16 protein-coding genes, 1 tRNA gene and 1 pseudogene are annotated in these 22,178 nt (G+C 70.9%); 8 read left to right on the top strand and 10 right to left on the bottom strand.

The genetic code is table 11. The annotated features are described in order from the left end of the window. From HW445_RS03710 to HW445_RS03695, 4 genes and pseudogenes are all read left to right on the top strand, one after another. A pseudogene (locus tag HW445_RS03710) lies at positions 1-837 on the top strand (DNA-binding protein); the annotation flags it as partial. 371 nt (positions 838-1,208) lie between these two features. Then, positions 1,209-1,550, top strand: coding sequence for a chorismate mutase (locus HW445_RS03705; protein ID WP_180219590.1), 342 nt, complete (start codon positions 1,209-1,211; stop codon positions 1,548-1,550). 100 nt (positions 1,551-1,650) lie between these two features. Next, a complete protein-coding gene (gene pepN / locus HW445_RS03700) occupies positions 1,651-4,134 on the top strand; it encodes an aminopeptidase N (protein ID WP_180219589.1) in 2,484 nt (827 codons plus the stop codon). A gap of 207 nt (positions 4,135-4,341) precedes the next feature. Further along, positions 4,342-5,829 carry a lysine N(6)-hydroxylase/L-ornithine N(5)-oxygenase family protein gene (locus HW445_RS03695; RefSeq protein ID WP_180219588.1) on the top strand — a complete coding sequence of 496 codons (1,488 nt, stop codon included), beginning with the start codon at positions 4,342-4,344 and terminating at the stop codon, positions 5,827-5,829. 78 nt (positions 5,830-5,907) lie between these two features. On the opposite strand, the gene HW445_RS03690 is transcribed toward HW445_RS03695, so the two are convergent. Further along, positions 5,908-7,725 carry a bifunctional UDP-sugar hydrolase/5'-nucleotidase gene (locus tag HW445_RS03690; RefSeq protein WP_180219587.1) on the bottom strand — a complete coding sequence of 606 codons (1,818 nt, stop codon included), beginning with the start codon at positions 7,723-7,725 and terminating at the stop codon, positions 5,908-5,910. A gap of 133 nt (positions 7,726-7,858) precedes the next feature. Here HW445_RS03690 and HW445_RS03685 point away from each other — a divergent pair, with 133 nt between their 5' ends. Both HW445_RS03685 and pyk read left to right on the top strand, forming a co-directional pair. Beyond that, the gene (locus HW445_RS03685) at positions 7,859-8,572 is read left to right on the top strand and encodes an SIMPL domain-containing protein (protein ID WP_180219586.1); all 714 of its coding nucleotides are present in this window, start codon (positions 7,859-7,861) and stop codon (positions 8,570-8,572) included. 155 nt (positions 8,573-8,727) lie between these two features. After that, complete coding sequence (gene pyk, locus HW445_RS03680; RefSeq protein WP_180219585.1) at positions 8,728-10,152, top strand: pyruvate kinase; 1,425 nt, start codon at positions 8,728-8,730, stop codon at positions 10,150-10,152. 1 nt (position 10,153) lies between these two features. Here pyk and HW445_RS03675 read toward each other — a convergent pair whose 3' ends face one another. Both HW445_RS03675 and HW445_RS03670 read right to left on the bottom strand, forming a co-directional pair. Continuing rightward, positions 10,154-10,927, bottom strand: a complete 774-nt coding sequence (locus HW445_RS03675) for a helix-turn-helix domain-containing protein (protein ID WP_180219584.1) — start codon at positions 10,925-10,927, stop codon at positions 10,154-10,156. Between the two features lie 105 nt (positions 10,928-11,032). Then, positions 11,033-11,107: transfer RNA gene (locus HW445_RS03670), tRNA-Leu, on the bottom strand. Positions 11,108-11,208: 101 nt separating this feature from the next. Between HW445_RS03670 and HW445_RS03665 the strand changes: the two genes are divergently transcribed. Then, positions 11,209-11,856, top strand: coding sequence for an ANTAR domain-containing response regulator (locus tag HW445_RS03665; RefSeq protein WP_180219583.1), 648 nt, complete (start codon positions 11,209-11,211; stop codon positions 11,854-11,856). A 119-nt stretch (positions 11,857-11,975) separates the two neighbouring features. On the opposite strand, the gene HW445_RS03660 is transcribed toward HW445_RS03665, so the two are convergent. The 7 genes from HW445_RS03660 to HW445_RS03630 form a co-directional block, all read right to left on the bottom strand. Beyond that, positions 11,976-12,692, bottom strand: a complete 717-nt coding sequence (locus HW445_RS03660) for an ABC transporter ATP-binding protein (RefSeq protein ID WP_180219582.1) — start codon at positions 12,690-12,692, stop codon at positions 11,976-11,978. Then, entirely contained in the window at positions 12,689-13,576 is an 888-nt protein-coding gene (locus HW445_RS03655; RefSeq protein WP_180219591.1) for an ABC transporter ATP-binding protein, read from the bottom strand. The genes HW445_RS03660 and HW445_RS03655 overlap by 4 nt, the downstream gene beginning before the upstream one ends. A 5-nt stretch (positions 13,577-13,581) precedes the next feature. Continuing rightward, positions 13,582-15,375: a branched-chain amino acid ABC transporter permease gene (locus HW445_RS03650; RefSeq protein ID WP_180219581.1), complete on the bottom strand. Its 1,794-nt coding sequence runs from the start codon at positions 15,373-15,375 to the stop codon at positions 13,582-13,584. Between the two features lie 5 nt (positions 15,376-15,380). After that, on the bottom strand, positions 15,381-16,310 hold the full coding sequence (locus tag HW445_RS03645) for a branched-chain amino acid ABC transporter permease (protein ID WP_180219580.1): 930 nt from the start codon (positions 16,308-16,310) through the stop codon (positions 15,381-15,383). Positions 16,311-16,419: 109 nt separating this feature from the next. Beyond that, the gene (locus HW445_RS03640) at positions 16,420-17,649 is read right to left on the bottom strand and encodes a branched-chain amino acid ABC transporter substrate-binding protein (RefSeq protein WP_180219579.1); all 1,230 of its coding nucleotides are present in this window, start codon (positions 17,647-17,649) and stop codon (positions 16,420-16,422) included. A 447-nt stretch (positions 17,650-18,096) separates the two neighbouring features. Further along, the gene (locus tag HW445_RS03635; protein WP_151772752.1) at positions 18,097-18,549 is read right to left on the bottom strand and encodes a hotdog fold thioesterase; all 453 of its coding nucleotides are present in this window, start codon (positions 18,547-18,549) and stop codon (positions 18,097-18,099) included. Between the two features lie 92 nt (positions 18,550-18,641). Continuing rightward, positions 18,642-20,921: an FdhF/YdeP family oxidoreductase gene (locus HW445_RS03630; RefSeq protein ID WP_180219578.1), complete on the bottom strand. Its 2,280-nt coding sequence runs from the start codon at positions 20,919-20,921 to the stop codon at positions 18,642-18,644. A gap of 235 nt (positions 20,922-21,156) precedes the next feature. Between HW445_RS03630 and HW445_RS03625 the strand changes: the two genes are divergently transcribed. After that, the coding region (locus tag HW445_RS03625; protein WP_308798256.1) for a 5'-3' exonuclease H3TH domain-containing protein at positions 21,157-22,178 on the top strand (1,022 nt) is incomplete at its 3' end.

The following is a 22,178-nucleotide window of genomic DNA, read 5'->3' as shown; positions in this document are numbered from 1 at the left end:
CTGCGCCCCGCGGCCGGCGCGGCGATATCCCGGCTGCGTGAGGCGTTGGCGGCGGTCCCCGGCCCGCTCACGCTCTTCTCCCTGCAGAGCAATTACCTGATGGGGCCGCCGCCCGCCACGGACGCGCTCACCGCCCACCCGGCGGTCACGGAGGCCGACGACCCGGTGCACGACCTGCGGCACCTGCGCGTCGACCCCGCCGCGCTCAAGGGCGCCGACGATCCGGTGCTGGACGCCCTCGACGCCTACCTCGACTCCGTGCTGCCCTCCCAGTGGCTGCCCGGCCCCTCCGGACTCCCCGCCCTCGCCGACCTGCGGCTGCTGCTGAGCGAGGACTTCGCCGCGCTCGGGGAACACCTGAGCGCCGACGCCGACCGGCCCGCGGGCTGGGAGCAGCACCCCGGGCGGTCGGTGCCGCACCTGGTCGAGGAGTGCGCCAGGGCCTACGGGCTGGGCGAGGACGCCGCCGCGCTCCACCTGATGCTGCTGGCCCTGCCCGACCCGACGGACCGCAACGTCAAGGCGTGGACCGGATGGAAGCCCGCCCGCTTCAAGGAGGCGGCGGCCGAACTGGCCGCGTCGGGCAGGGTGCTGCGGGCCACCCGCCCACGAGCGGGCCGCTCCCTCTTCCTGCCGGGCGCCTGGCTGGACCGCAAGCCGCCGCGCCTTCCCGTCGAGGCGCAGAAAACCGGTCTCCTGCCGCTCGCCCGGGAGCACCGGTCGACGTCCCACCTGGCCGCCGTGCCCTCCGTCCCGCTGCCGACGCTGTTCACCCGGGCCTGGGAAGGCCTGGCCGCGCGACGGGGGAGGAACGGAACGCGGACGCACACCCCGTGACCGGCGGTGTGACCGGCTGCCTCCGGTGACCGGACGCCCCCGATGACCGGACGTCCTCGGTGACCGGACGCCCTCGGTGACCGGACGTCCCCGGTGACCGGACGCCCCAGGTGACCGGCTGCCTCCGGTGATCGGGCCAGGACGCCCTGCCCGTGATCCGCCCCCGGGGCAGGACGCCCTGCCCCGGGGCGGTCACACGGCCGGGCGGGGCACACCACGGTGGTGCGGCACACGGAGGCGCGGCACACGGCGGAGCCCTCGCGCCCGGAGCGGGGCGGACGACGGCGGGACCACCCCCGTGCCCCGACACCCCGCCCACACTGTGGGACCCCGCCGCCGCCCGCCCGCACCGCCGCATACAGTGAGCGACCATGACGACCAGCAACAACGCCCCCGTCGACCCCGCCGTCCGCGAAGAGCTGGGCCGGCTGCGCGACAGCATCGACAACATCGACGCCGCCGTCGTCCACATGCTCGCCGAACGGTTCAAGTGCACCCAGCAGGTCGGCCTGCTCAAGGCGCGGCACCAGCTGCCGCCCGCCGACCCGTCCCGCGAGGCCGAGCAGATCGCGCGGCTGCGGCGGCTCGCCGAGAACGCCAAGCTCGACCCGGCCTTCGCGGAGAAGCTGCTCAACTTCATCATCGCCGAGGTCATCCGGCACCACGAACGCATCGCGGAGCACACGGACGACACCGCCGGCGACCGGCGCTGACCCCCGCGCGCCCCGGTACGACCCACCGCGACCCGGGCGCCCGCGTCACCGAGTCCCGACGCCCCTGCGCCAAGGCCCCCGCATCAGGCAGCATGTGCCCATGTCCGTACTGACGCGCGACGAAGCGCAGACCCGAGCAGACCTCCTCACGGTCCTGCACTACACCGTGGCACTCGACCTCACCACCGGCGAGGACACCTTCGACTCCCGGACCACCATCCGGTTCACCGCCCGCGCCGACGCGGACACCTTCGTCGAACTCAAGCCCGCCGAACTGCGCACCGCCACGCTCGACGGACAGCCCCTCGACCCCGGCACCCTCGTGGACAACCGGCTCCCCCTGCGCGGACTCACCGCCGGCGACCACGAACTCACCGTCGACGCGGCCATGCGCTACTCCCGCACCGGCGAAGGCATGCACCGTTTCACCGACCCCACCGACGGCGAGACCTACGTCTACACCCAGCTCTTCCTCGACGACGTCCAGCGCGTCTACGCCGCCTTCGACCAGCCCGACCTCAAGGCCACCTTCGACGTCACCGTCAAGGCCCCCGACCGCTGGACCGTCCTCGCCAACAGCCGCACCACCCACGACGGCCACGGCACCTGGACCGCCGCCACCACACCCCCCGTCTCCACCTACCTGATGGCCGTCGCCGCGGGCCCCTGGCACTCCGTCCGCACCCAGCACCGCGGACTCCCCTTCGCCATCCACTGCCGCGCCAGCCTCGCCCCCCACCTCGACAACGACGCCGACGAGATCCTCGACGTCACCACCCGGTGCTTCGACCGCTACCACGCCAAGTTCGACGAGCCCTACCCCTTCGACTCCTACGACCAGGCGTTCGTCCCCGAGTTCAACGCCGGCGCCATGGAGAACCCCGGACTCGTCACCTTCCGCGACGAGTTCGTCTACCGCTCCGCGGTCACCGACACCGAACGCCAGACCCGCGCCATGGTCATCGCCCACGAGATGGCCCACATGTGGTTCGGCGACCTCGTCACCCTCCGCTGGTGGGACGACATCTGGCTGAACGAGTCGTTCGCCGAGTACATGGGCTACCAGACCCTCACCGAGGCCACCCGCTTCACCCAGACGTGGACCGAGTTCGCCGTCACCCGCAAGAGCTGGGGATACGACGCCGACCAGCGCCCCTCCACCCACCCCGTCGCCCCCGAACACGTCCCCGACACCGCCGCCGCACTCCTCAACTTCGACGGCATCTCCTACGCCAAGGGCGCCAGCGCCCTGCGCCAGCTCGTCACCTGGCTCGGCGAGAAGGACTTCCTGGCCGGCATCAACACCCACTTCGCCCGCCACAAGTTCGCCAACGCGACCCTCGCCGACTTCCTCGACTCCCTCGCCGCCCACACCGACCGCGACGTCCACGCCTGGGCCGACGCCTGGCTGCGCACCACCGGCGTCGACACGCTCACCGCCACCACCGGCACCGGACCCGGCCGCTGGACCCTCGCGCTCGACCGCCAAGGCGCCCGCCCGCACCGCATCACCGTCGGCGTCTACGACCGCGTCCTCGGCTCCGACCGCAGCCTCGTCCTGCGCGAACGCCACGAGACCGACGTCCCCGGCGGGCCCGAGACCCACACCGGCGTCCGCCCGGCCCTCGTCGTCCCCAACGACCAGGACCAGACCTACGCCAAGATCCGCCTCGACGGACACTCCCTGGAAACCGCCCTGCGCGGCCTCTCCCAGGTACCCGACGGCCTCACCCGCGCCGTCCTGTGGAACACCCTGCGCGACATGGTCCGCGACGGCGACCTCGACCCGTTCGACTACCTCGCCACCGCGAGCGCCCACCTGCCCGAGGAGAGCGACCTCGCCATCGTGCAGGGCGTCCTCACCTTCGCCCGCGCCCAGATCACCGACCGCTACCTCGCACCCGGACGACGCGCGGAGGCCCTCACCCTCATCGGGGAACTCTGCCGCGACCTGACGCGCCGCACCGAGGACGGCTCCCAGCCCGGCCTGCGCCTGACCGCCGTCCGCCACCGCATCGGCAGCGCGCAGCGCGCCGACACCCTCCTCGCCTGGCTCGCCGAGGACACCGTCCCCGGCGGCCCCGAACTCGACCCCGAACTGCGCTGGCGCATCCTCGCCCGCCTCGCCGTCCTCGGCGCCGTCGACGAGACCGCCGTCGCCCAGGAACTCGAACGCGACCCCAGCGCCACCGGCCAGGAAGGCGCCGCCCGCTGCCGCGCCGCCCTCCCCGACGCGGACGCCAAGAAGCGCGCCTGGGACGCCATGTTCCGCGGCGACGACCTGTCCAACTACCTGTTCACCGCCACCGCCCAGGGCTTCTGGCAGCCGGAACAGGCCGACCTCACCGCCGAGTACGTCACCCGCTGGTTCACCGACGCCCCCGCCGTCGCACGGCGCCGGGGTCCCGCCATCGCCGAGGCCGCCGGACAGTGGGCCTTCCCCGTCCACGCCGTCGAGGAGGAGACCCTGCGGCGCGGCCGCGCCTGCCTCGACGGCGACGACGTCACCCCCGCACTGCGCCGCAAGCTCGCCGACCAGCTCGACGACCTCGCACGCGCCCTCCGGGTCCGCGGCGCCGACTGAACCACGGCGGACGGCTGAACCACGGCGGACGGCCGAACCGCAGTGCCGGCCGAACCACGGCGCCGGCTTGACCGCCGTGCCGGCCCGACCGCGCCGTCGGCCGATCGGCACCGGCCCGAAGCCGGGGACGCGGGGCTCCACCGCCCCGCGTCCCCGCACCCCCACGGTCGTTAAGACTCCGAACCCCCCACGGAGGACGACCCCCCCATGACACACCCGGCCCCGGACGACACCGCCCCCGAACTCCCGACCGCGCTCGAGCAGGGGGAACCCCCACCCGAGCAGGGGGGACCCCCACCGCGCGACCTCGTCGGCATCGGCATCGGCCCCGCCAACCTCTCCCTCGCCGCCCTGGCCCAGCCGCTGAGCCAGCTCGACACCGCCTTCTACGAACGCCGCCCCGCCTTCGACTGGCACCCCGGGCTGCTCATCGACGGCACCACCCTCCAGGTGCCCTTCCTGGCGGACCTGGTGACCCTCGTCGACCCCGCCAGCCGCTGGACCTTCCTCAACTACCTCAGGGCCCGCGACCGGCTCTTCCCCTTCTACCTCGCCGAGCGGTTCCACATCCACCGCGCCGAGTACGACGCCTACTGCCGCTGGGTCAGCGAGAACCTCCCCGGCCTCCACTTCCGCCACCAGGTCGACACCATCCGCTGGAACGCCCGCCGCGCCCTCTTCGAGGTCGAGCACACCCGCCTCGGCCCCGACGGCACCCCCCGGAGCCGGCACCGCACCCCCGCCCGGCACATCGCCCTCGGCATCGGCACCGAACCCCACGTCCCCGCACCGCTCCGCCCGCTCGCCGACGACCCCCACGCCCCCGTCATCCACTCCGCCGACTACCTCCACCACCGCGAGCGCCTGCTGAAGGCCCGGCACCTCACCGTCATCGGCACCGGGCAGTCCGGAGCCGAGGTCTTCCTCGACCTGCTGCGCCACCGCCCCCCGGGCCGGGAGCACATCCACTGGCTCGGCCGCACCCCCGCGTTCGCCCCCATGGAGTACTCCAAGCTCGGACTCGAACACTTCACGCCCGACTACACCCGCTACTTCCACGGGCTCGCCGAACCCGTCCGCGACCGGCTCGTCGCCGGACAGTGGCAGCTCCACAAGGGCATCGACGCCGACACCATCACCGCCATCCACGACGAGCTCTACCGCCGCACCCTCGACGGCGGCTGGCCCGCGGCCGCCCTCACACCCGGCGTCCACGTCCGCACCGCCGACCGCGCACCGGACGGGCCGGCGTCGTCCGCACCGGACGGGCAGGCGTCGTCCGCACCGGACGGGCAGGCGGCCCCCGCACCGCACGAGCCGCCCCACGGGAGGATCCGCCTCGGCCTGGAGCACGTCGAGCAGGGCACCCGCACCACCCTCGAGACCGACGCCGTCGTCCTCGCCACCGGCTACCGCCAGCGCCCCCTCGACCACCTGCTCACCGGCCTCGCCCACCACATCCGGCGCGACCACGCCGGCCGCCCCCAGGTCGACGACCACTACCGGCTCCGCCTCGACGCCGCCATCACCGGCGACGTCTACGTCCAGAACGCCGAACTCCACACCCACGGCGTCGGCGCGCCCGACCTCGGCCTCGTCGCCTGGCGCAGCGCCACCATCCTCAACACCCTCACCGGCAAGGAGATCCACCGGCTCCCGGACCGCACCGCCTTCACCACCTTCGGTCTGCGCTGACCCGACGGCGCCCGTGCCCGCACACGCCGACGGCGCCGACGGAGAACCCGCCGACGCCGCCGATCCGGCCCCCGAGGACTAGAAGACGGGAACCCCGTCCCGCGTCAGACGCCAGTCCACCGACGCGAAGTCCCGCGGATCCAGCACACCCTTCGCCGTGACCCACTCCGCGATCCGCGTCCGGATCTCCGTCGACTCCGCCCACACCTCGGGCGCCGACGCCACGTGCGGGTACGCGCTGCCGCCGTTCGCCCGGTAGTTGTTCACCGCCAGCACGAACTTCCGGTCCGCCGCCACCGGGGCGCCCTCGAAGGCGAAGTTCCTGATCCGCGAGCCGGCCGGCTGAGCGATGTCGATGTCGTACGTCACGCCCGACACGTAGTCGTACGCGTAGTCCGGACGGTTCCCCGCGTTGGTCAGCGTGTTCACGTCCACCGGCGCACCCGCCGCGACCTGCGCGTAGTACTCCGCCGAGAACTCCAGGTAGTCCTTCAGCTGCGCGCCCGTCAGCACCTTCGCCACCAGCGTGTTGTCGTACACGTACAGGCTCGACAGGTCCCGGATCGTCACCTCGCCCGCCGGGATCTGGGACGTCCGCGAGAACGGCGACGCCTGCGCCACCACCGGCAGCGACGCGTACTCGGTGCCGGCCAGCGCGGCCTTCACCACGTCCTCCTGCACCTTCGCGATCAGGTCGATGATCGGCTCGTCCTTGTAACGCGCCTCCACCGTCGTCAGCGTCACCGTGGCGGTGCCGACCACCTGGTTCACGTACTCCACGACCGCGTCGTGCTGCTCCTGGAGCAGCGCCACGATCTCCGGGTCCTCCTCCACGTCCTTCGCGTTCCGCAGCGAGGCCGACACCGACTCCACCGACCAGCGGCCCCGCTCGAAGACCAGCTCGATGTCGAACAGCGACAGCCGCTCGCCCCACATCAGCGGCTCGGAGAGCACCACCTCCTTGCCCGACTCCTCGTTCACCACCCGCAGTTCGGCGATCTCCTTGTGGGCGTGACCCACCAGGACCGCGTCGATGCCGGGGACCAGGCGCGCCACGTTCGCCGCCGAGTTCTCCACGTACGGCAGCTGGTCGCTCCACGAGGACGTGCCCGACGTACCCGAGTGGGCGGACACGATCACCACGTCGGCGCCCATCGAGCGCAGCTTGGGCACCCAGAGCGCGGCCTGCTCCTCCAGGCCCGGGAACTTCAGCCTGCCCTGCACGTACGCCTTGTCCCAGATCGCGATGCCCGGGTTGGTCAGCCCCAGCACCGCCACCTTCACCGGGCGGGCACCGCCCGGCACGTGGAACGTCTTGAAGAAGTACGGCGGGAACGCCGGCCTCAGCGTCGTCGCGTCCACCGCGTTGGCGCCCAGCAGCGGGAAGTCGCACTGCGACTCGAATGTGCGCAGCAGCTCGATGCCGTAGTTGAACTCGTGGTTGCCCAGCGCGACCGCGTCGTAGCCGATCCTGTTCATCGCCCGGGCCATCGGGTGCACCGGCCCGCCCTCGGCGGTGATCGGGTCCACCTTGGCGTAGTAGTAGGTCAGCGGGGTGCCCTGGATGGTGTCGCCCGCGTCGATCAGCATCGTCCGGCCGGCGCCCTTCTCCGCCCGCACCTGCTTCACCAGGGAGGAGATCCGCGCCAGGCCCAGCGCGTTGCCCGCCGCGTCCTGGTACCGCGCGTCCTTGTAGTAGTCCCAGTTGAAGACGTTGCCGTGCAGGTCCGTCGACCCCATCACCGTCAGGGCGAACCGCTTGCCCGGACGGCCCCCGGTCCCGGCCGCAGCCGGAGCCGCCTGGGCGGCCGGAGCCCCCGCCGCACCTCCCGCAAGCGCCACACCCGCACCCGTCACCGCAGACCTCTTCAGAAACTTCCGGCGATCCAACGCCATGCTCCCGCACCTCCCGACGACAATGCCAACGCGCGTAGATTCTTCACCACCGGATCCGCCCCCGACAGGGCCGCCAGGTTGCGATCCGGTAAGCGACGCGCCAAGAACCGGCTGGTCCTGGCAGGGTGACCGCATGGAAGCCGAACCCGTCACCGACCAGTCGTCCTCAGGGCAGCCGTCCTCCGGGCACCCGCGCGTCGCCGTGCGCGGCGAGTCCCACCTCGAGGTCGACCCCGAGGTCGCCCGGATCACCCTCACCGTCACCGCCCGCGGCACCGACCGGCGCGACGCCATCGCCAACCTCACCCTGCGCAACAACACCGCCCTGGAACTCGTCAGGAGCTACGGCGACGCCGTGGCCCACGTCGAGACCGGCTCCCTCTCCGTCACCCCCGAACTCAGCCAGCGCGGCCGCGGCGAACGCATCCGCGCCTACGGCGGACGGGTCACCCTCAGCGCGGAGATCACCGACTTCACCGTCCTCGGCGAACTCACCACCCGCCTCGCCGACCTCGACCACACCCGCGTCAGCGGCCCCTACTGGTCCCTGCGCACGAACTCGCCGGCCCACCGGCGCGCCCGTCAGGAGGCCGTCCGGCAGGCCGTCGTCCGCGCCCGCGAGTACGCCGAGGCACTCGGCACCACCCTCACCGGCGTCGTCGACATCGCCGACATCGGCGCCGACGCCGCTCCCGTCGGCCGGGGCATGCCACGGCCCGGGGGCTTCGCCGGCCCCGCCGCCCCCGGAGCCGCGCCCGAGCCTCCCGCCCTCGAACTCGAACCCCGGCGCCAGCACGTCCGCGCCCAGGTGAACGCCCGCTTCACCATGGCGCCGCCGACACTCTGAGCCGACGCTCTGAGCCGGCGGCGGGGGTCCGGCGGGGGTCCGGCGGGGGTCCGTTTATCGAACCCCCATTCACCACAACAACAGTTGCCGTGAAGGTTGTTGAACAGAACGCCAACACGAACGGCCTACCCGCCGGTAAGCCCTATGGTCGAACCATGCGCCGAGCAAAAATCGTCTGCACCCTCGGGCCCGCCACCCACGCCTACGACCGCGTCAGGGAGCTCGTCGACGCCGGCATGGACGTCGCCCGCTTCAACCTCAGCCACGGCGGCTACGCCGAGCACGAGGAGCGCTACCACCGGGTGCGCCGGGCCGCGGACGACACCGGCCGCAGCGTCGGCACCCTCGCCGACCTCCAGGGCCCCAAGATCCGTCTCGGCAGCTTCCACGAAGGCCCCGTCCTCCTCGAGCGCGGCGACGCCTTCACCATCAGCGTCGAACCCGGCGCCGACGGCGACCGCCACCTCTGCGGCACCACCTACCACGGCCTCGCCAACGACGTCGCGGTCGGGGAGCGCATCCTCGTCGACGACGGCAAGGTCACGCTGGAGGTCCGCTCCGTCGAGGGCCCGCTGATCCACACCATCGTCGTCGAAGGCGGCATGGTCTCCGACCACAAGGGCCTCAACCTGCCCGGCGTCGCCGTCTCCGTCCCCGCCCTCTCCGACAAGGACGAGGCCGACCTGCGCTGGGCGCTGCGCACCGGCTTCGACGTCATCGCCCTCTCCTTCGTGCGCAGCGCGCTCGACATCAAGGACGTCCACCGGATCATGGACGAGGAGGGCCGGCGCCTCCCCGTCATCGCCAAGATCGAGAAGCCCCAGGCCGTCGAGAACATCGAGGAGATCGTCGCCGCCTTCGACGGCATCATGGTCGCCCGGGGCGACCTGGGCGTCGAACTGCCGCTGGAACAGGTGCCGATCGTGCAGAAGCGGGCGGTCAAGCTCGCCAAGCGCAACGCCAAGCCGGTCATCGTCGCCACCCAGATGCTCGACTCGATGGTCGACAACTCCCGGCCCACCCGCGCCGAGGCCTCCGACGTCGCCAACGCGGTCATCGACGGCACCGACGCGGTGATGCTCAGCGGCGAGACCAGCGTCGGCAAGTACCCGGTGGAGACCGTGCGGACGATGGCGCGCATCGTCGAGGCCGCGGAGGAGGACATCCTCGCCAAGGGGCTCCCGCCGCTCACCGAGCGGAACAAGCCCCGCACCCAGGGCGGCGCGGTGGCCCGCGCGGCGGCGGACATGGGCGACTTCCTCGGCGCCAAGTTCCTCGTCGCCTTCACCCAGTCCGGCGACACCGTGCGGCGCCTGTCGCGCTACCGGTCCCCGATCCCGGTCCTCGCCTTCACCCCCGAGCCGGCGACCCGCTCGCAGCTCAGCCTCACCTGGGGCGTGGAGACGTTCCTCGGGCCGCACGTCGACTCTACCGACGCGATGGTCGACCAGGTCGACGAACTGCTGCTGAAGTACGGCCGCTGCCGCAAGGGCGACGTCGTGGTCATCACGGCGGGCTCCCCGCCGGGCGTCTCGGGGACGACCAACCTGGTGCGGGTGCACCACATCGGGGAGGACTGAGTCAGTACTTGGGGCCCACGTGGGCGTCCATGAGGGCGACGGACGCCTTGCGGGCGACGGAGACGTTGAAGGGGATCCCGTTGCGGGTGCAGACTTTCCATTCGACGCCGACCTTGTCGAGAGTTTCGACGAACAGGCGGCGGATGTCGCCAGACGTGTTGGTGAAGAAGTACCGCGGGTATTCGTAGCGTTTGGGCTCACCGCCCACGACGCGTGTGGTCCAGTTGGTGACGCGACACCCGTCGGAGTGGATCAGACCCCGGATGAACTCCCACGGGTGCGCGTCCACGACGGCTTGCTGCCACGGGGCGAGGGCGATGGAACGGTCATGCTTCCGCCCGGGGCCGTGCTGGGGGAAGAGGCAGGCCCAGTGTTTGCTGCCCATGGTCACCATGGTGCAGCCCTGGCGCTGCACCCGGAACACGCTGTTGGCGGGTCGGACCGCGCCCAGCGCCTCCTCACACGCATCGATCAGCCCCGGCCAGGCGTCGGCGCATGCGATCCGCATGACGAGGCTGGAGTTGCGGCCTGCGCTGATGCAGCCGTCGCCGAGGTAAAGCCCCAGCAGGTAGGAGTAGGCGGCACCGTTGTCGGGCGGTTCGGGGACAGGGCGGCACCGTTCGCAGTCGGCCCCCGCGCGCTGCAAGGGGATCAGCCGTACCTGCCATTCGCGGATCGCGGCCCGGGAGACGCCCAGTTCCTTGCTGACCGAATTGAGGCTGCGGCCCTGCGCGACAAGGGACAAGGCCCGCCGGCGTGTGCTGAGGTCGTACATGTGGCCACTATCGGTGGCGACTTGTCGCCCTCCGTGGTGAAAGGCGGATGTTCACCGTAACGGGAACATCCGCCTGTTTCACAAGCCTTCGAATATAAGGAAAAGTGCCCCGGGTCGGATTCGAACCGACACTGTATGGGTTTTGAATCCATTGCCTGCTGCCAGTTGGGCTACCGGGGCTCGAGGAACCGAAGGTTGGGTCTCCCCCTCTGCGCTCATACCTTACCGCAGCTAGGTAAGGTCTTGGCAGCAGTACTCTGCCCTGAGCCCGAGGAGCCAGCGTGACCGCCCCCGAGACCCCCCAGCCCGTCGACGACGACAAGTCGCACGTCCCGCCGCAGACCACCCGGGTCGTCATCGCCGAGGACGAGGCCCTGATCCGGCTGGATCTCAAGGAGATGCTGGAGGAGGAGGGCTACACGGTCGTCGGCGAGGCCGGGGACGGGGAGCGGGCCGTGGAGCTGGCCCGGGAGCACCGGCCGGACCTGGTGATCCTGGACGTCAAGATGCCCAAGCTGGACGGCATCTCCGCGGCGGAGAAGATCGCGGAGGAGTCCATCGCCCCGGTGCTGATGCTGACCGCGTTCTCGCAGCGCGAGCTCGTGGAGCGGGCCCGGGACGCCGGTGCGATGGCGTACCTGGTGAAGCCGTTCTCCAAGAGCGACGTGGTGCCCGCGATCGAGATGGCGGTGTCGCGGTTCACGGAGATGAAGGAGCTGGAGAAGGAGATCGCCGATCTCTCCCAGCGGCTGGAGACCCGCAAGCTGGTGGACCGCGCGAAGTCGATCCTGCAGACCGAGTACGGGCTGAGCGAGCCGGCGGCGTTCCGGTGGATCCAGAAGACGTCGATGGACCGCCGGATGTCGATGCAGCAGGTCGCGGAGGCCGTCATCGCCGACTCCGAGGAGAAGAAGGCCGGGCGCGGCTGACACCGGGCGCCGGACGCCGGGCGCCGGACCGCAACCGGAACGGACGCGGGCGAGGCCCGTACCCCTGTCGTCCAGGGGTACGGGCCTCGCCGCGTGTGCCGGGCGGAGCCGGGCGGGCGTCAGTCCTCGCCGAGGTAGGCCTTGCGGACCGACTCGTCGTGCAGGAGTTCCTGACCCGTGCCGGTGAGGGTGATCTTGCCGATCTCCATCACATAGCCGTGGTCGGCGAGCGAGAGCGCCGCCTGGGCGTTCTGCTCGACGAGCAGGATGGTGGTGCCCTGCGCCTTGAGCTCGCTGATGGTGGCCATGATCTTCTGCATCATGATCGGCGAGAGCCCCATGGAGGGCTCGTCGAGCATCAGCAGCTTCGGCTGGGACATCAGCGCACGGCCCATGGCGAGCATCTGCTGCTCGCCGCCGGACAGGGTTCCGGCGGCCTGCCTCCTGCGCTCCCCGAGGATGGGGAAGAGGTCGTAGGCGCGCTGGATGTCCCGGGTGATGCCGTCCCGGTCGTCGCGGAGGTAGGCGCCGAGCCGCAGGTTGTCCTCGATGGACATGCGGGGGAAGATGTGGCGCCCTTCCGGGGAGTGGGCGAGGCCGAGGCTGACCACCTTGTGGGCGGGCACCTTGTCGAGGTTCTTGCCCTCGAAGCGGATGGTGCCGCCCGAGGGCTTGAGGAGCCCGGAGAGGGTGCGCAGGGTGGTGGTCTTGCCGGCGCCGTTGGTGCCGATGAGGGTGACGACCTGGCCGGCGTCGACCTTGAAGCTGATGCCCTTGACGGCTTCGATCTTGCCGTAGGCGACGCGGAGGTCCTCGACCTCGAGGAGTGCGGTCATCGGTCGTTCTCCTTGCCGGGTCCGGCGTCGTCCTGGTCCTCGGCGTCGGCCCGGGGGGCCTCGGGGGAGGGGGCGGCGCTGTCGGCGGCGGTGGTGTCTTCGTAGGGTTCGCCGAGGTAGGCAGCGATGACGCGCTCGTCGCGCTGGACGACTTCGGCGGGGCCTTCGACGATCTTCTCGCCCTGGACGAGCACGGCGACGCGGTCGCAGAGGTTCATGATGAACCGGATGTCGTGCTCGATGACGACGATGGCGATGCCCATGTCGCGGATGGCGAAGACGAGTTCCTCGGTCGCCCGGGTCTCGGCGGGGTTCATGCCGGCCGTGGGCTCGTCGAGGAGGAGGAGGCCGGGCTCGCTGGCGAGGGCGCGGGCGATCTCCAGCTTGCGCTGCTCGCCGTAGGGCAGGTTGCGGGCCAGGTGGTCGGCCTTGTGGGCGAGACCGGTGAACTCCAGGAGCTCCATGGCCCTCGCCCGGGACTCCTCCTCCGCCCGCTTGAAGCCGGGCAGGCGCAGGAGGGCGGACCAGAGGCCTTCCTTGGTCCTGGTGTGCCGGCCGACGAGGACGTTCTCCAGAACGGTCATGTTGGCGAAGAGCCGGATGTTCTGGAAGGTGCGGGCGATGCCGGCCTTGGTGACCAGGTGCGGCTTGGGCGGCAGGACGGTGTCCTTGTACTTGACCGTGCCGCTGGTGGGGACGTAGAGGCCGGTCAGGCAGTTGAAGAAGGTGGTCTTGCCCGCGCCGTTGGGCCCGATGAGTCCGACGATCTCGCCGCTGTTCACGGCGAGGTCGACCTCGCGGACGGCGGTGAGCCCGCCGAACTTCATGGTGACGCCGCTGACGTCGAGGACCTTGGTGGTGGTCGCGTTGGTGGTGGTGGTCATGGCGGTCACGCCCCTGCCTTGGCGACGCCGGTGGCGCCCTCGGGAAGCGTCGCGGCGTCCGGTACGTCGGTCTGTCCGGTCTCGTGGAACTCGAGCTGCTTCCTGCGGTCGGCGACCAGGCCCTCGGGGCGGAAGCGCATGAGGAGCATGAGCGCGATGCCGAAGAGGAGGAGCTGGTAGTCCGCCATGAACTGGAGCTTCGCCGGGATGAGGTAGAGCAGCGCGGCGCCGATGAGGGGGCCGCTGATGGTGCCCATGCCGCCGAGGATGACGGCGGCCAGCAGGAAGGCCGAGTTGGGCGGCACCGAGCCGGCGAACTGGTACTGCTCGGGGGTGACGCTGTAGGAGACGTGGGCCTGGACGGAACCCGCGAGGCCGGCGAGCGCGGCGCCGAGTGCGAAGGCGAGGAGCTTGAGGCGGAAGCCGTTGATGCCCATGGCGGTGGCGGCGGTCTCGTCCTCGCGGATGGCGACCCAGGCGCGGCCGATGCGGGATTCCGCGGAGCGGCGGAAGACCAGCACCACGATGGCCGTGAACAGCAGCATCAGCAGGTAGTAGTTGCCGGGCCGGGTGAGCTGGAAGCCGAGGACATCGTGCGGCACGCCGAAGTTGAAGCCGAAGAGCTCCAGGTCGGGGATGTTCGGGATGCCGTTGGAACCGTTGGTGACGTCGGGTCCGCTGGTGCCGTTGAGGCTGTTCATGGTGATGCGGAAGATCTCACCGAAGCCCAGGGTAACGATGGCGAGGTAGTCGCCGCGCAGCCGCAGGGTGGGGGCGCCGATGAGGACGCCGAACACCAGGGACGCCGCGACACCGGTGAGGACGGCGGCCCAGAAGGGGAAGTGCACGCCGATGGTCGACTGCGGGGAGCCGGAGACCAGGGCGGCGGCGTAGGCGCCGACACCGAGGAAGGCGACGTATCCGAGGTCGAGGAGGCCGGCGAGGCCGACGACGACGTTGAGGCCCAGGGCGACGGTGGCGAAGATCAGGATGTTGGCGCCGATGAGCGCGAACTGGTCGTTGCTCTGGGTGAACGGGAAGCAGATCGCCGCGGCGAAGGCGGCGGCCAGGGTGACGTTGCGGTGCTTGGCGGTGAGCGCCGAGAGCCGCTTGATCAGTCCGGCGCGCAGCACCGCGCTGAAGGCGAACGCGGCGAGGACGACGAAGCCGATGAAGAGTTCGGAGTACTCGGTGGCGATGCCGTAGGAGAAGACCCAGAGTCCGATGCCGAAGGCGGCGGTGATGATCAGGATCTCGGCCCAGGAGGAGAGGGCCTTGGCGCGACCGGGCTCGGGGGCGGTGAGCGCGTTGCGGAGTTTGGCCCAGGGGCCGGCGTCCTCGTCGTGGGGCTGGTCGGCGGGCAGGCCGAGGGCGCCGATGACGGCGAGGACCGCGCCGCCGCCGGAGACCCAGGCGCCGGGCTCGAGGTTGACGACGCCGCCGAGTTCGTAGCTGATGGCGCCGATGGTGTAGCCGGTGGTGCCGAAGACGCCGAGGGCGCTGAGGCGCACGGGGCTGTTGGTGCCGCCGGGGGTGAGCCAGCCGAGGCCTCGGACGTGGTAGCCGGAGAGGGCGAACAGCAGGGTGAGGACGGCGCCGACGAGGGTGAGGACCTGGAGGCCGCCGGGGTAGCCGGTGACGGTGAGGTCGCCGGGGAATTCGCTGGTCCAGGTCCAGGCGAGGAAGGTGCCGGCGAGGGCGAGGGCGGCGCCCGCGACGGTGACGGCGCGGGCGGTGGCGGCCGGGAGGGGGATGATCGCGGTGTGGGACTTGGCGATCTTGCTGGGCTTGGTGGTCATCGGTATCACGCCCTGTCCGCGACGCGCTCGCCGAGCAGGCCCTGGGGCCTGACCAGGAGGACGATGATGAGGAGCGCGAAGGCCCAGACGTCCTTCCAGCCGCCGCCTCCGAAGAGCTCCATGCCGGGGATGTCGCTGATGTAGCCGGTGGCGAGGGACTCGGCGACGCCGAGGACGATGCCGCCGAGCATGGCGCCGTAGATGTTGCCGATGCCGCCGAGGACCGCGGCGGTGAAGGCCTTGAGGCCCATCAGGAAGCCCATGCGGAAGCCGATCTGGCCGTTCTTGAGCCCGTAGGCGACGGCGGCGACGGCGGCGAACGCGGCGCCGATGGCGAAGGCCATGACGATGATGCGGTCGGTGTTGACGCCCATGAGCTTGGCGGTGTCGGGGTCCTGGGCGGTGGCCTGCATGCCGCGGCCGGTGCGGGTCTTGTTGACGAAGACCCCGAGGGCGATCATGCACAGGGGCGCCGCGATGAGGACGAAGAGGTCGCCGCGCTGGATGTGGGCGCCGAGGATGTTGACGGCGTCGCCCTCGAAGCGGGGGAAGGGCACGTCCTTCTTGGCGTCGGGGTACCACATCCAGACGGCCTGCTGGAGCGCGAGGGAGAGGCCGATGGCGGTGATCAGCGGGGCCAGGCGTGGCGCGGTGCGCAGGGGCCGGTAGGCGAAGCGTTCCGCCGCGGTGGCGACGAGGACGGAGACGACGATGCCGCCGAGGATCATGAGGGGGATGGCTGTCAGGAGGCCGAGGCTGCTGGGAAGGGCCGTGTAGACGGTGAGCGCCCCGAAGCCTCCGACCATGAATATCTCGCCGTGGGCGAAGTTGATGAGCTGGACGATTCCATAGACCATCGTGTAGCCGATCGCGATGAGTCCGTACATCGCGCCGAGGATGAGTCCATTGGCCAGCTGTTGCGGCAGTTCGTTCACCGCAGGGCCTCCGTTGGGGTGGTTCGGATATGGCGCCGCGCGGGAGCGCTGGTGGGCGCGCCCGCGCGGCCTGAATCAATGTGTGGTGCCGGTCGCTCGACCGGGGTGATCAGTCGAGCTTGGGGGAGCCGCTGTACTCGGGGGCCCAGGCGTTGTCCTTGACCTTGTAGGCGGTCATGGTCTTGTTGGTGGTGTCACCGAACTCGTCGAACGAGATCTCGCCGGTGACGCCCTGGAACTTGATCTTGCTCATGGCCTCGAGGACCGCCTTGCGGCCGTCGCTCGGGAGCTTGCCGTCGTTGCCCTCGACCGCCAGCTTGACGGCCTCGATCACGGCCCAGGTGGCGTCGTAGGTGAGGCCGCCGTACGCCTCGTAGGCGTCCTCGTAGCCCTCGGCCTGGTAGTTGGCGATGAAGTCCTTGGCGGAGTCGAGCTTCTCGACCGGCTCACCGACGGAGGTGGCGAGGTCGCCCTCGGCCTTCTTGTTGAGCTTGGGGAACTCGCCGGAGTAGATGCCGTCGCCGCCCATGAGGGGGATGGCCTGGCCGCTGTCCTTGAGGGCCTGGCTCAGCGGCGCGGCGGCCGGGTACTCGCCGCCGTAGTAGAGCGCTTCGGCGCCGGTCTTCTTGATCTTGGTGACGACGGCGTTGAAGTCGCGGTCGTCCGGGTTGATGTGGTCGTTGCCGACGATCTTGCCGCCGAGCTTGGTGAAGTTGGCCTTGAAGGACGCGGCGAGGCCGGCGCCGTAGGTCTTCTGGTCGTCGATCAGGTAGACCTTCTTGAGGCCGGCCTCGTTGAAGAGGTACTCGGCGGCGAAGGCGCCCTGCACCTCGTCGGTGGTGGCGGTGCGGAAGAAGGTGTCGAACTGGCGGACGGAGTTGCCGTCCTTCCAGCCGTCGCCCTGGGTGAGCTCGGTGCCGGTGTTGGCCGGGGAGACCTGGGTGAGGCCGGCGTCGTTGAACGGCTTCTGCATCTGCTGGGAGACGCTGGAGTTCAGCGGGCCGACGACGCCGAGGACGTCCTTGTTGCTGATGAAGGCCTGCGCGTTCTGCGCGCCCACGGAGGGCTGGGCCTGGTCGTCGCGGGCGTCGATCTCGAAGGTGACGCCGTCGACGAACTTCTTCTTGTTGGCCGTCTTGGCAGCGAGGTCGGCGGCGTTCTTCATGCCGAGGCCCAGTGCGGACAGGTCGCCGGTGAGCGGGGCGTCGAGGCCGATGACGACCTTGACGTCGCCGGAGCCGCCGCCGCCCTTGTTGCCCTCGTCGCGAGAGCCGCAGGCGGTGAGGGTGAGCGCTCCCGCCGCCAGCGCGGCGGTCAGTGCGAGGAGACGTTGACGCACGTTGTGTCCTTTCCCTGGCACGGCCGTTCCGGTCTGGAATGCGGCCGAGTCGAGGCGCTGGGCGGATTTGCTGTTCCCACGGCGCGGTGACTGGCGGTGACTCTAGGCGCGAGGCGGTTATAGGGAGGAGTGCCTGACCAAGGATGTGACGCTCTTGTTATGACACGAGGTAATGCAGAGCGGTAAGGAGTGGGTGGAAGAGGTTAATTCCGGCGGATTCGGCCGGTCCACATGTTGAGAAAGTGCAGGACGCAGCGTTTCGGCGTTCAGGAGCACTCGAGCTTTCACTCATTACCTGACAGCGTTGTCACGCGTTAAATGAATGCACCATGCATTCATTTCGATCGTGTTACGCAGCGTTACTCGCGGAAGAAGAATTCAAGAAAAAAGGGGCGCCCCGGGCGGTGGTGCCGCTCGGGGCGCCCCGTGGGGGAGCGCGGTGGGCCGTCAGGCGTCACGCAGGAGGCAGGTGAGGCGGGCGCTGCAGACGCGGCGGTCCTGCTCGTCGCTGATGACGATCTCGTAGGTGGCCGTGGAGCGGCCGCGGTGGACCGGGGTGGCGACCCCGGTGACCACGCCGGAGCTCAGGCCGCGGTGGTGGGTGCAGTTGAGGTCGACGCCGACGGCGATCTTGGAAGGGCCGCCGTGCAGCATGGAGCCGACCGAACCGAGCGTCTCGGCGAGGACGGCCGAGGCGCCCCCGTGGAGCAGGCCGTAGGGCTGGGTGTTGCCCTCGACCGGCATGGTGCCCACGACCCGCTCGGCCGAGGCCTCCTTGACCTCGATGCCCATACGGGTGCCGAGATGGCCGGCGGAGAAGAGGGCGGGCAGGTCGAGGCCGAGGCTCGCGTACTCGTCGAGGACTTCCTGCGGGAACTTCACGGTGTGCTGCTCGCCCATGGGGCCGGCTCCAATTCGTTCGGGGGAGACCTGGTGCGGTGGCGCCTGCGGTGGTGCCGGCGACGCTGCCGCGCCGCCGGCTGAGCAAACGCTCAGTCCGCTGCGGATTGTTCCAGACGGATCACCACGGACTTGCTGGCCGGGGTGTTGCTGACGTCCGCGGTGGAGTCGAGCGGCACCAGGACGTTGGTCTCCGGGTAGTAGGCGGCCGCGCACCGCCGGGCGGTGGGGTAATGGACGACGCGGAAGCCGGGGGCCCGGCGCTCGGTGCCGTCGCTCCACTCGGAGACCAGGTCGACGTACGAGCCGTCGGCGACGCCGAGGCCGGCGGCGTCCTCCGGGTGGACGAGGACGACGCGGCGTCCGCCGTGGATGCCCCGGTAGCGGTCGTCGAGGCCGTAGATCGTGGTGTTGTACTGGTCGTGCGAGCGGAGCGTCTGCAGCAGCAGGCGGCCCTCGGGGATCACCGGGTACTCGACGGGCGCGGCGGTGAAGTTCGCCTTGCCGGTGGCGGTGGGGAAGCGGCGTTCGTCGCGCGGCGCGTGCGGGAGGGTGAAGCCCCCGGGGTGGGCGACGCGGGCGTTGAAGTCCTCGAAGCCGGGGACGACCCGCGAGATGCGGTCGCGGACCGTGGCGTAGTCCTTCTCGAACTCCTCCCACGGCGTGGCGCTTCCGGGGCCCAGGACGCGGCGCGCGAGGCGGCACACGATGGCCGGTTCGGACAACAGGTGCGGGCTCGCCGGCTCGAGGCGGCCGCGGGAGGCGTGCACCATGCCCATGGAGTCCTCGACCGTCACGAACTGCTCGCCGCCGGCCTGGAGGTCGCGCTCGGTGCGGCCGAGGGTGGGGAGGATCAGGGCGCGGGCGCCGGTGACCGCGTGCGAGCGGTTGAGCTTGGTGGAGACGTGGACGGTGAGGCGGGCGCGCCTCATGGCGTCCTCGGTGACGTCGGTGTCCGGGGTGGCGGCGACGAAGTTGCCGCCCATGGCGAAGAAGACCTTGGCGGCGCCGTCGCGCAGCGCGCGGATGGCGTTGACGACGTCGAGGCCGTGGTGCCGGGGCGGGGCGAACGCGAACTCGCGTTCCAGGGCGTCGAGGAAGGCGGGCGCGGGGCGTTCGAAGATGCCCATGGTGCGGTCGCCCTGGACGTTGGAGTGCCCCCGCACGGGACAGACACCGGCCCCGGGACGGCCGATGTCGCCGCGCAGCAGCAGGAAGTTGACGACCTCGCGGATGGTGGGGACCGAGTGCTTGTGCTGGGTGAGGCCCATGGCCCAGCAGACGATGGTGCGCTTCGAGGCGAGCACCATGTCGAGGGCCTGGTGGATCTCCTCGCGGGTGAGACCGGTGGCGGCCAGGGTCTCCGCCCAGTCGGCGGCGCGGGCGGCCTCGGCGAACTCCTCGTAGCCATGGGTGTGCTCGCGGACGAACGCCTCGTCCACGGCTCCCTCGGTCTCCAGGACGAGCTTGTTGAGGAGGCGGAAGAGGGCCTGGTCGCCGCCGATGCGGATCTGGAGGAACAGGTCGGTGAGGGCGGTGCCGGTGGTGAGGCCCTTGGGGGTCTGCGGGTTCTTGAACCGTTCGAGCCCCGCTTCCGGCAGGGGGTTGACGCTGATGACGCGGGCCCCGGCGGCCTTGGCCTTCTCCAGGGCGGTGAGCATCCTCGGGTGGTTGGTGCCCGGGTTCTGTCCGGCGACGATGATCAGGTCGGCCTGGTGGAGGTCCTCGAGGCTGACGCTGCCCTTGCCGATGCCGATGGTCTCGGTGAGGGCGGAGCCGGAGGACTCGTGGCACATGTTGGAGCAGTCGGGAAGGTTGTTGGTGCCCAGCTCGCGGGCGAAGAGCTGGTAGAGGAAGGCGGCCTCGTTGCTGGTCCGGCCCGAGGTGTAGAACACCGCCTGGTCGGGGGAGTCGAGGGCGTGGATCTCCTCGGCGATCACGTCGAAGGCCTCGTCCCAGCCGATGGGCTCGTAGTGGGTGGCGCCCTCGGCCAGGTACATGGGACGGGTCAGGCGCCCCTGCTGGCCCAGCCAGTAACCGCTGCGGCCGGCGAGGTCGGCGACCGGGTGGGCCGCGAAGAAGTCCGGCGTGACCCGGCGGAGGGTGGCCTCCTCTGCGACGGCCTTGGCGCCGTTCTCGCAGAACTCCGCGGCGTGCCGCTTGTCGCCCTCGGGCCAGGCACAGCCGGGACAGTCGAAGCCGTCCTTCTGGTTGACCCGCAGAAGAGTGAGGGCCGTGCGGCGGACACCCATCTGCTGGTGGGCGATGCGCAGGGTGTGACCGAGGGCGGGCAGGCCGGCCGCTGCGTGCCGGGGCTCGGTGACGCGGGGGGCGTCCTGCGCGGGATCGGCGGCGGGGGGCTTGCTCGCCATGGCGCTCACCTCTTCTGCACCGGTGGTGCGGCTGTCGGGTCGGCTGTCGTCCAAGATCCTTGCACGGGGGCGCGGGCCTGCGGGAGAGCTGTGGAGGAGGCTCCGCGAGACCTGTGGAGAACTCTCGCGGAGCGGCCCGGCGGATCACCGCCACGGGTGACCGGGCCGGAGCGGGGAGCCGGGGCGGCCGGTGGGTGGGCGCGGGCTGTCCGTGGGGCGTGGCAGGATCGAGGGCGTGGTGGATACAGCATCGAAGAAGACCGACACGACCCCCGGCGGTGAGCGTCCGCGGCTGATGCTCATGGACGGGCACTCGCTCGCGTACCGCGCGTTCTTCGCGCTGCCCGCGGAGAACTTCACGACGGCGCAGGGCCAGCCGACGAACGCGATCTACGGCTTCGCCTCGATGCTGGCCAACACGCTGCGCGACGAGGCGCCCACGCACTTCGCGGTGGCCTTCGACGTGTCCCGCAAGACGTGGCGGGCCGAGGAGTTCACCGAGTACAAGGCGAACCGGGCGAAGACGCCGGACGAGTTCCGCGGCCAGGTGGAGCTGATCGGCGAGCTGCTGGACGCGATGGCCGTGCGGCGGTTCGCGGTGGAGGGCTTCGAGGCGGACGACGTCATCGCGACGCTGGCGACGCAGGCGGAGGCGGAGGGCTTCGACGTCCTGATCGTCACCGGCGACCGTGACTCCTTCCAGCTGGTGTCCGAGCACACCACGGTGCTGTACCCGACCAAGGGCGTGTCGGAGCTGACCCGGTTCACGCCGGAGAAGGTCTTCGAGAAGTACGGCCTGACCCCGGCGCAGTATCCCGACTTCGCGGCGCTGCGCGGTGACCCGTCGGACAACCTGCCGGGCATCCCGGGCGTGGGCGAGAAGACGGCCGCGAAGTGGATCAACCAGTTCGGGTCGTTCGCCGAGCTGGTGGAGCGGGCCGAGGAGGTCAAGGGCAAGGCGGGTCAGAACTTCCGCGACCACCTGGAGTCGGTGAAGCTGAACCGCCGACTGACCGAGATGGTCCGGGACGTCGAGCTGCCGGTGGGGGTCTCCGCGCTGGAGCGGGCGGCCTACGACCGCAAGTCGGTCGCGATGATCCTGGACACGCTGGAGATCCGTAACCCCTCGCTGCGGGAGCGGCTGTTCGCCGTGGACCCGGCAGCCGAGGAGGAGGCGGGTCCCTCGCCCGCCGCGCAGAGCGGCGTCGAGCTGGACGGCTCGGTGCTGTCCACCGGCGAGCTGGCGCCCTGGCTGGC

The organism is Streptomyces sp. UH6 (assembly GCF_013421635.1).
Lineage (GTDB): Bacteria > Actinomycetota > Actinomycetes > Streptomycetales > Streptomycetaceae > Streptomyces > Streptomyces abyssomicinicus.
This window is presented reverse-complemented; position numbering and strand designations above follow the sequence as displayed.

What these genes read in the sequence shown, in the direction of transcription:
- HW445_RS03705 (WP_180219590.1), top strand. Translation starts at nt 1,209, where the DNA reads ATGACGACCAGCAACAACGCCCCCGTCGACCCCGCCGTCCGCGAAGAG.
- pepN (WP_180219589.1), top strand. Translation starts at nt 1,651, where the DNA reads ATGTCCGTACTGACGCGCGACGAAGCGCAGACCCGAGCAGACCTCCTC.
- HW445_RS03695 (WP_180219588.1), top strand. Translation starts at nt 4,342, where the DNA reads ATGACACACCCGGCCCCGGACGACACCGCCCCCGAACTCCCGACCGCG.
- HW445_RS03690 (WP_180219587.1), bottom strand. Translation starts at nt 7,725, where the DNA reads ATGGCGTTGGATCGCCGGAAGTTTCTGAAGAGGTCTGCGGTGACGGGT.
- HW445_RS03685 (WP_180219586.1), top strand. Translation starts at nt 7,859, where the DNA reads ATGGAAGCCGAACCCGTCACCGACCAGTCGTCCTCAGGGCAGCCGTCC.
- pyk (WP_180219585.1), top strand. Translation starts at nt 8,728, where the DNA reads ATGCGCCGAGCAAAAATCGTCTGCACCCTCGGGCCCGCCACCCACGCC.
- HW445_RS03675 (WP_180219584.1), bottom strand. Translation starts at nt 10,927, where the DNA reads ATGTACGACCTCAGCACACGCCGGCGGGCCTTGTCCCTTGTCGCGCAG.
- HW445_RS03660 (WP_180219582.1), bottom strand. Translation starts at nt 12,692, where the DNA reads ATGACCGCACTCCTCGAGGTCGAGGACCTCCGCGTCGCCTACGGCAAG.
- HW445_RS03655 (WP_180219591.1), bottom strand. Translation starts at nt 13,576, where the DNA reads ATGACCACCACCACCAACGCGACCACCACCAAGGTCCTCGACGTCAGC.
- HW445_RS03650 (WP_180219581.1), bottom strand. Translation starts at nt 15,375, where the DNA reads ATGACCACCAAGCCCAGCAAGATCGCCAAGTCCCACACCGCGATCATC.
- HW445_RS03635 (WP_151772752.1), bottom strand. Translation starts at nt 18,549, where the DNA reads ATGGGCGAGCAGCACACCGTGAAGTTCCCGCAGGAAGTCCTCGACGAG.
- HW445_RS03630 (WP_180219578.1), bottom strand. Translation starts at nt 20,921, where the DNA reads ATGGCGAGCAAGCCCCCCGCCGCCGATCCCGCGCAGGACGCCCCCCGC.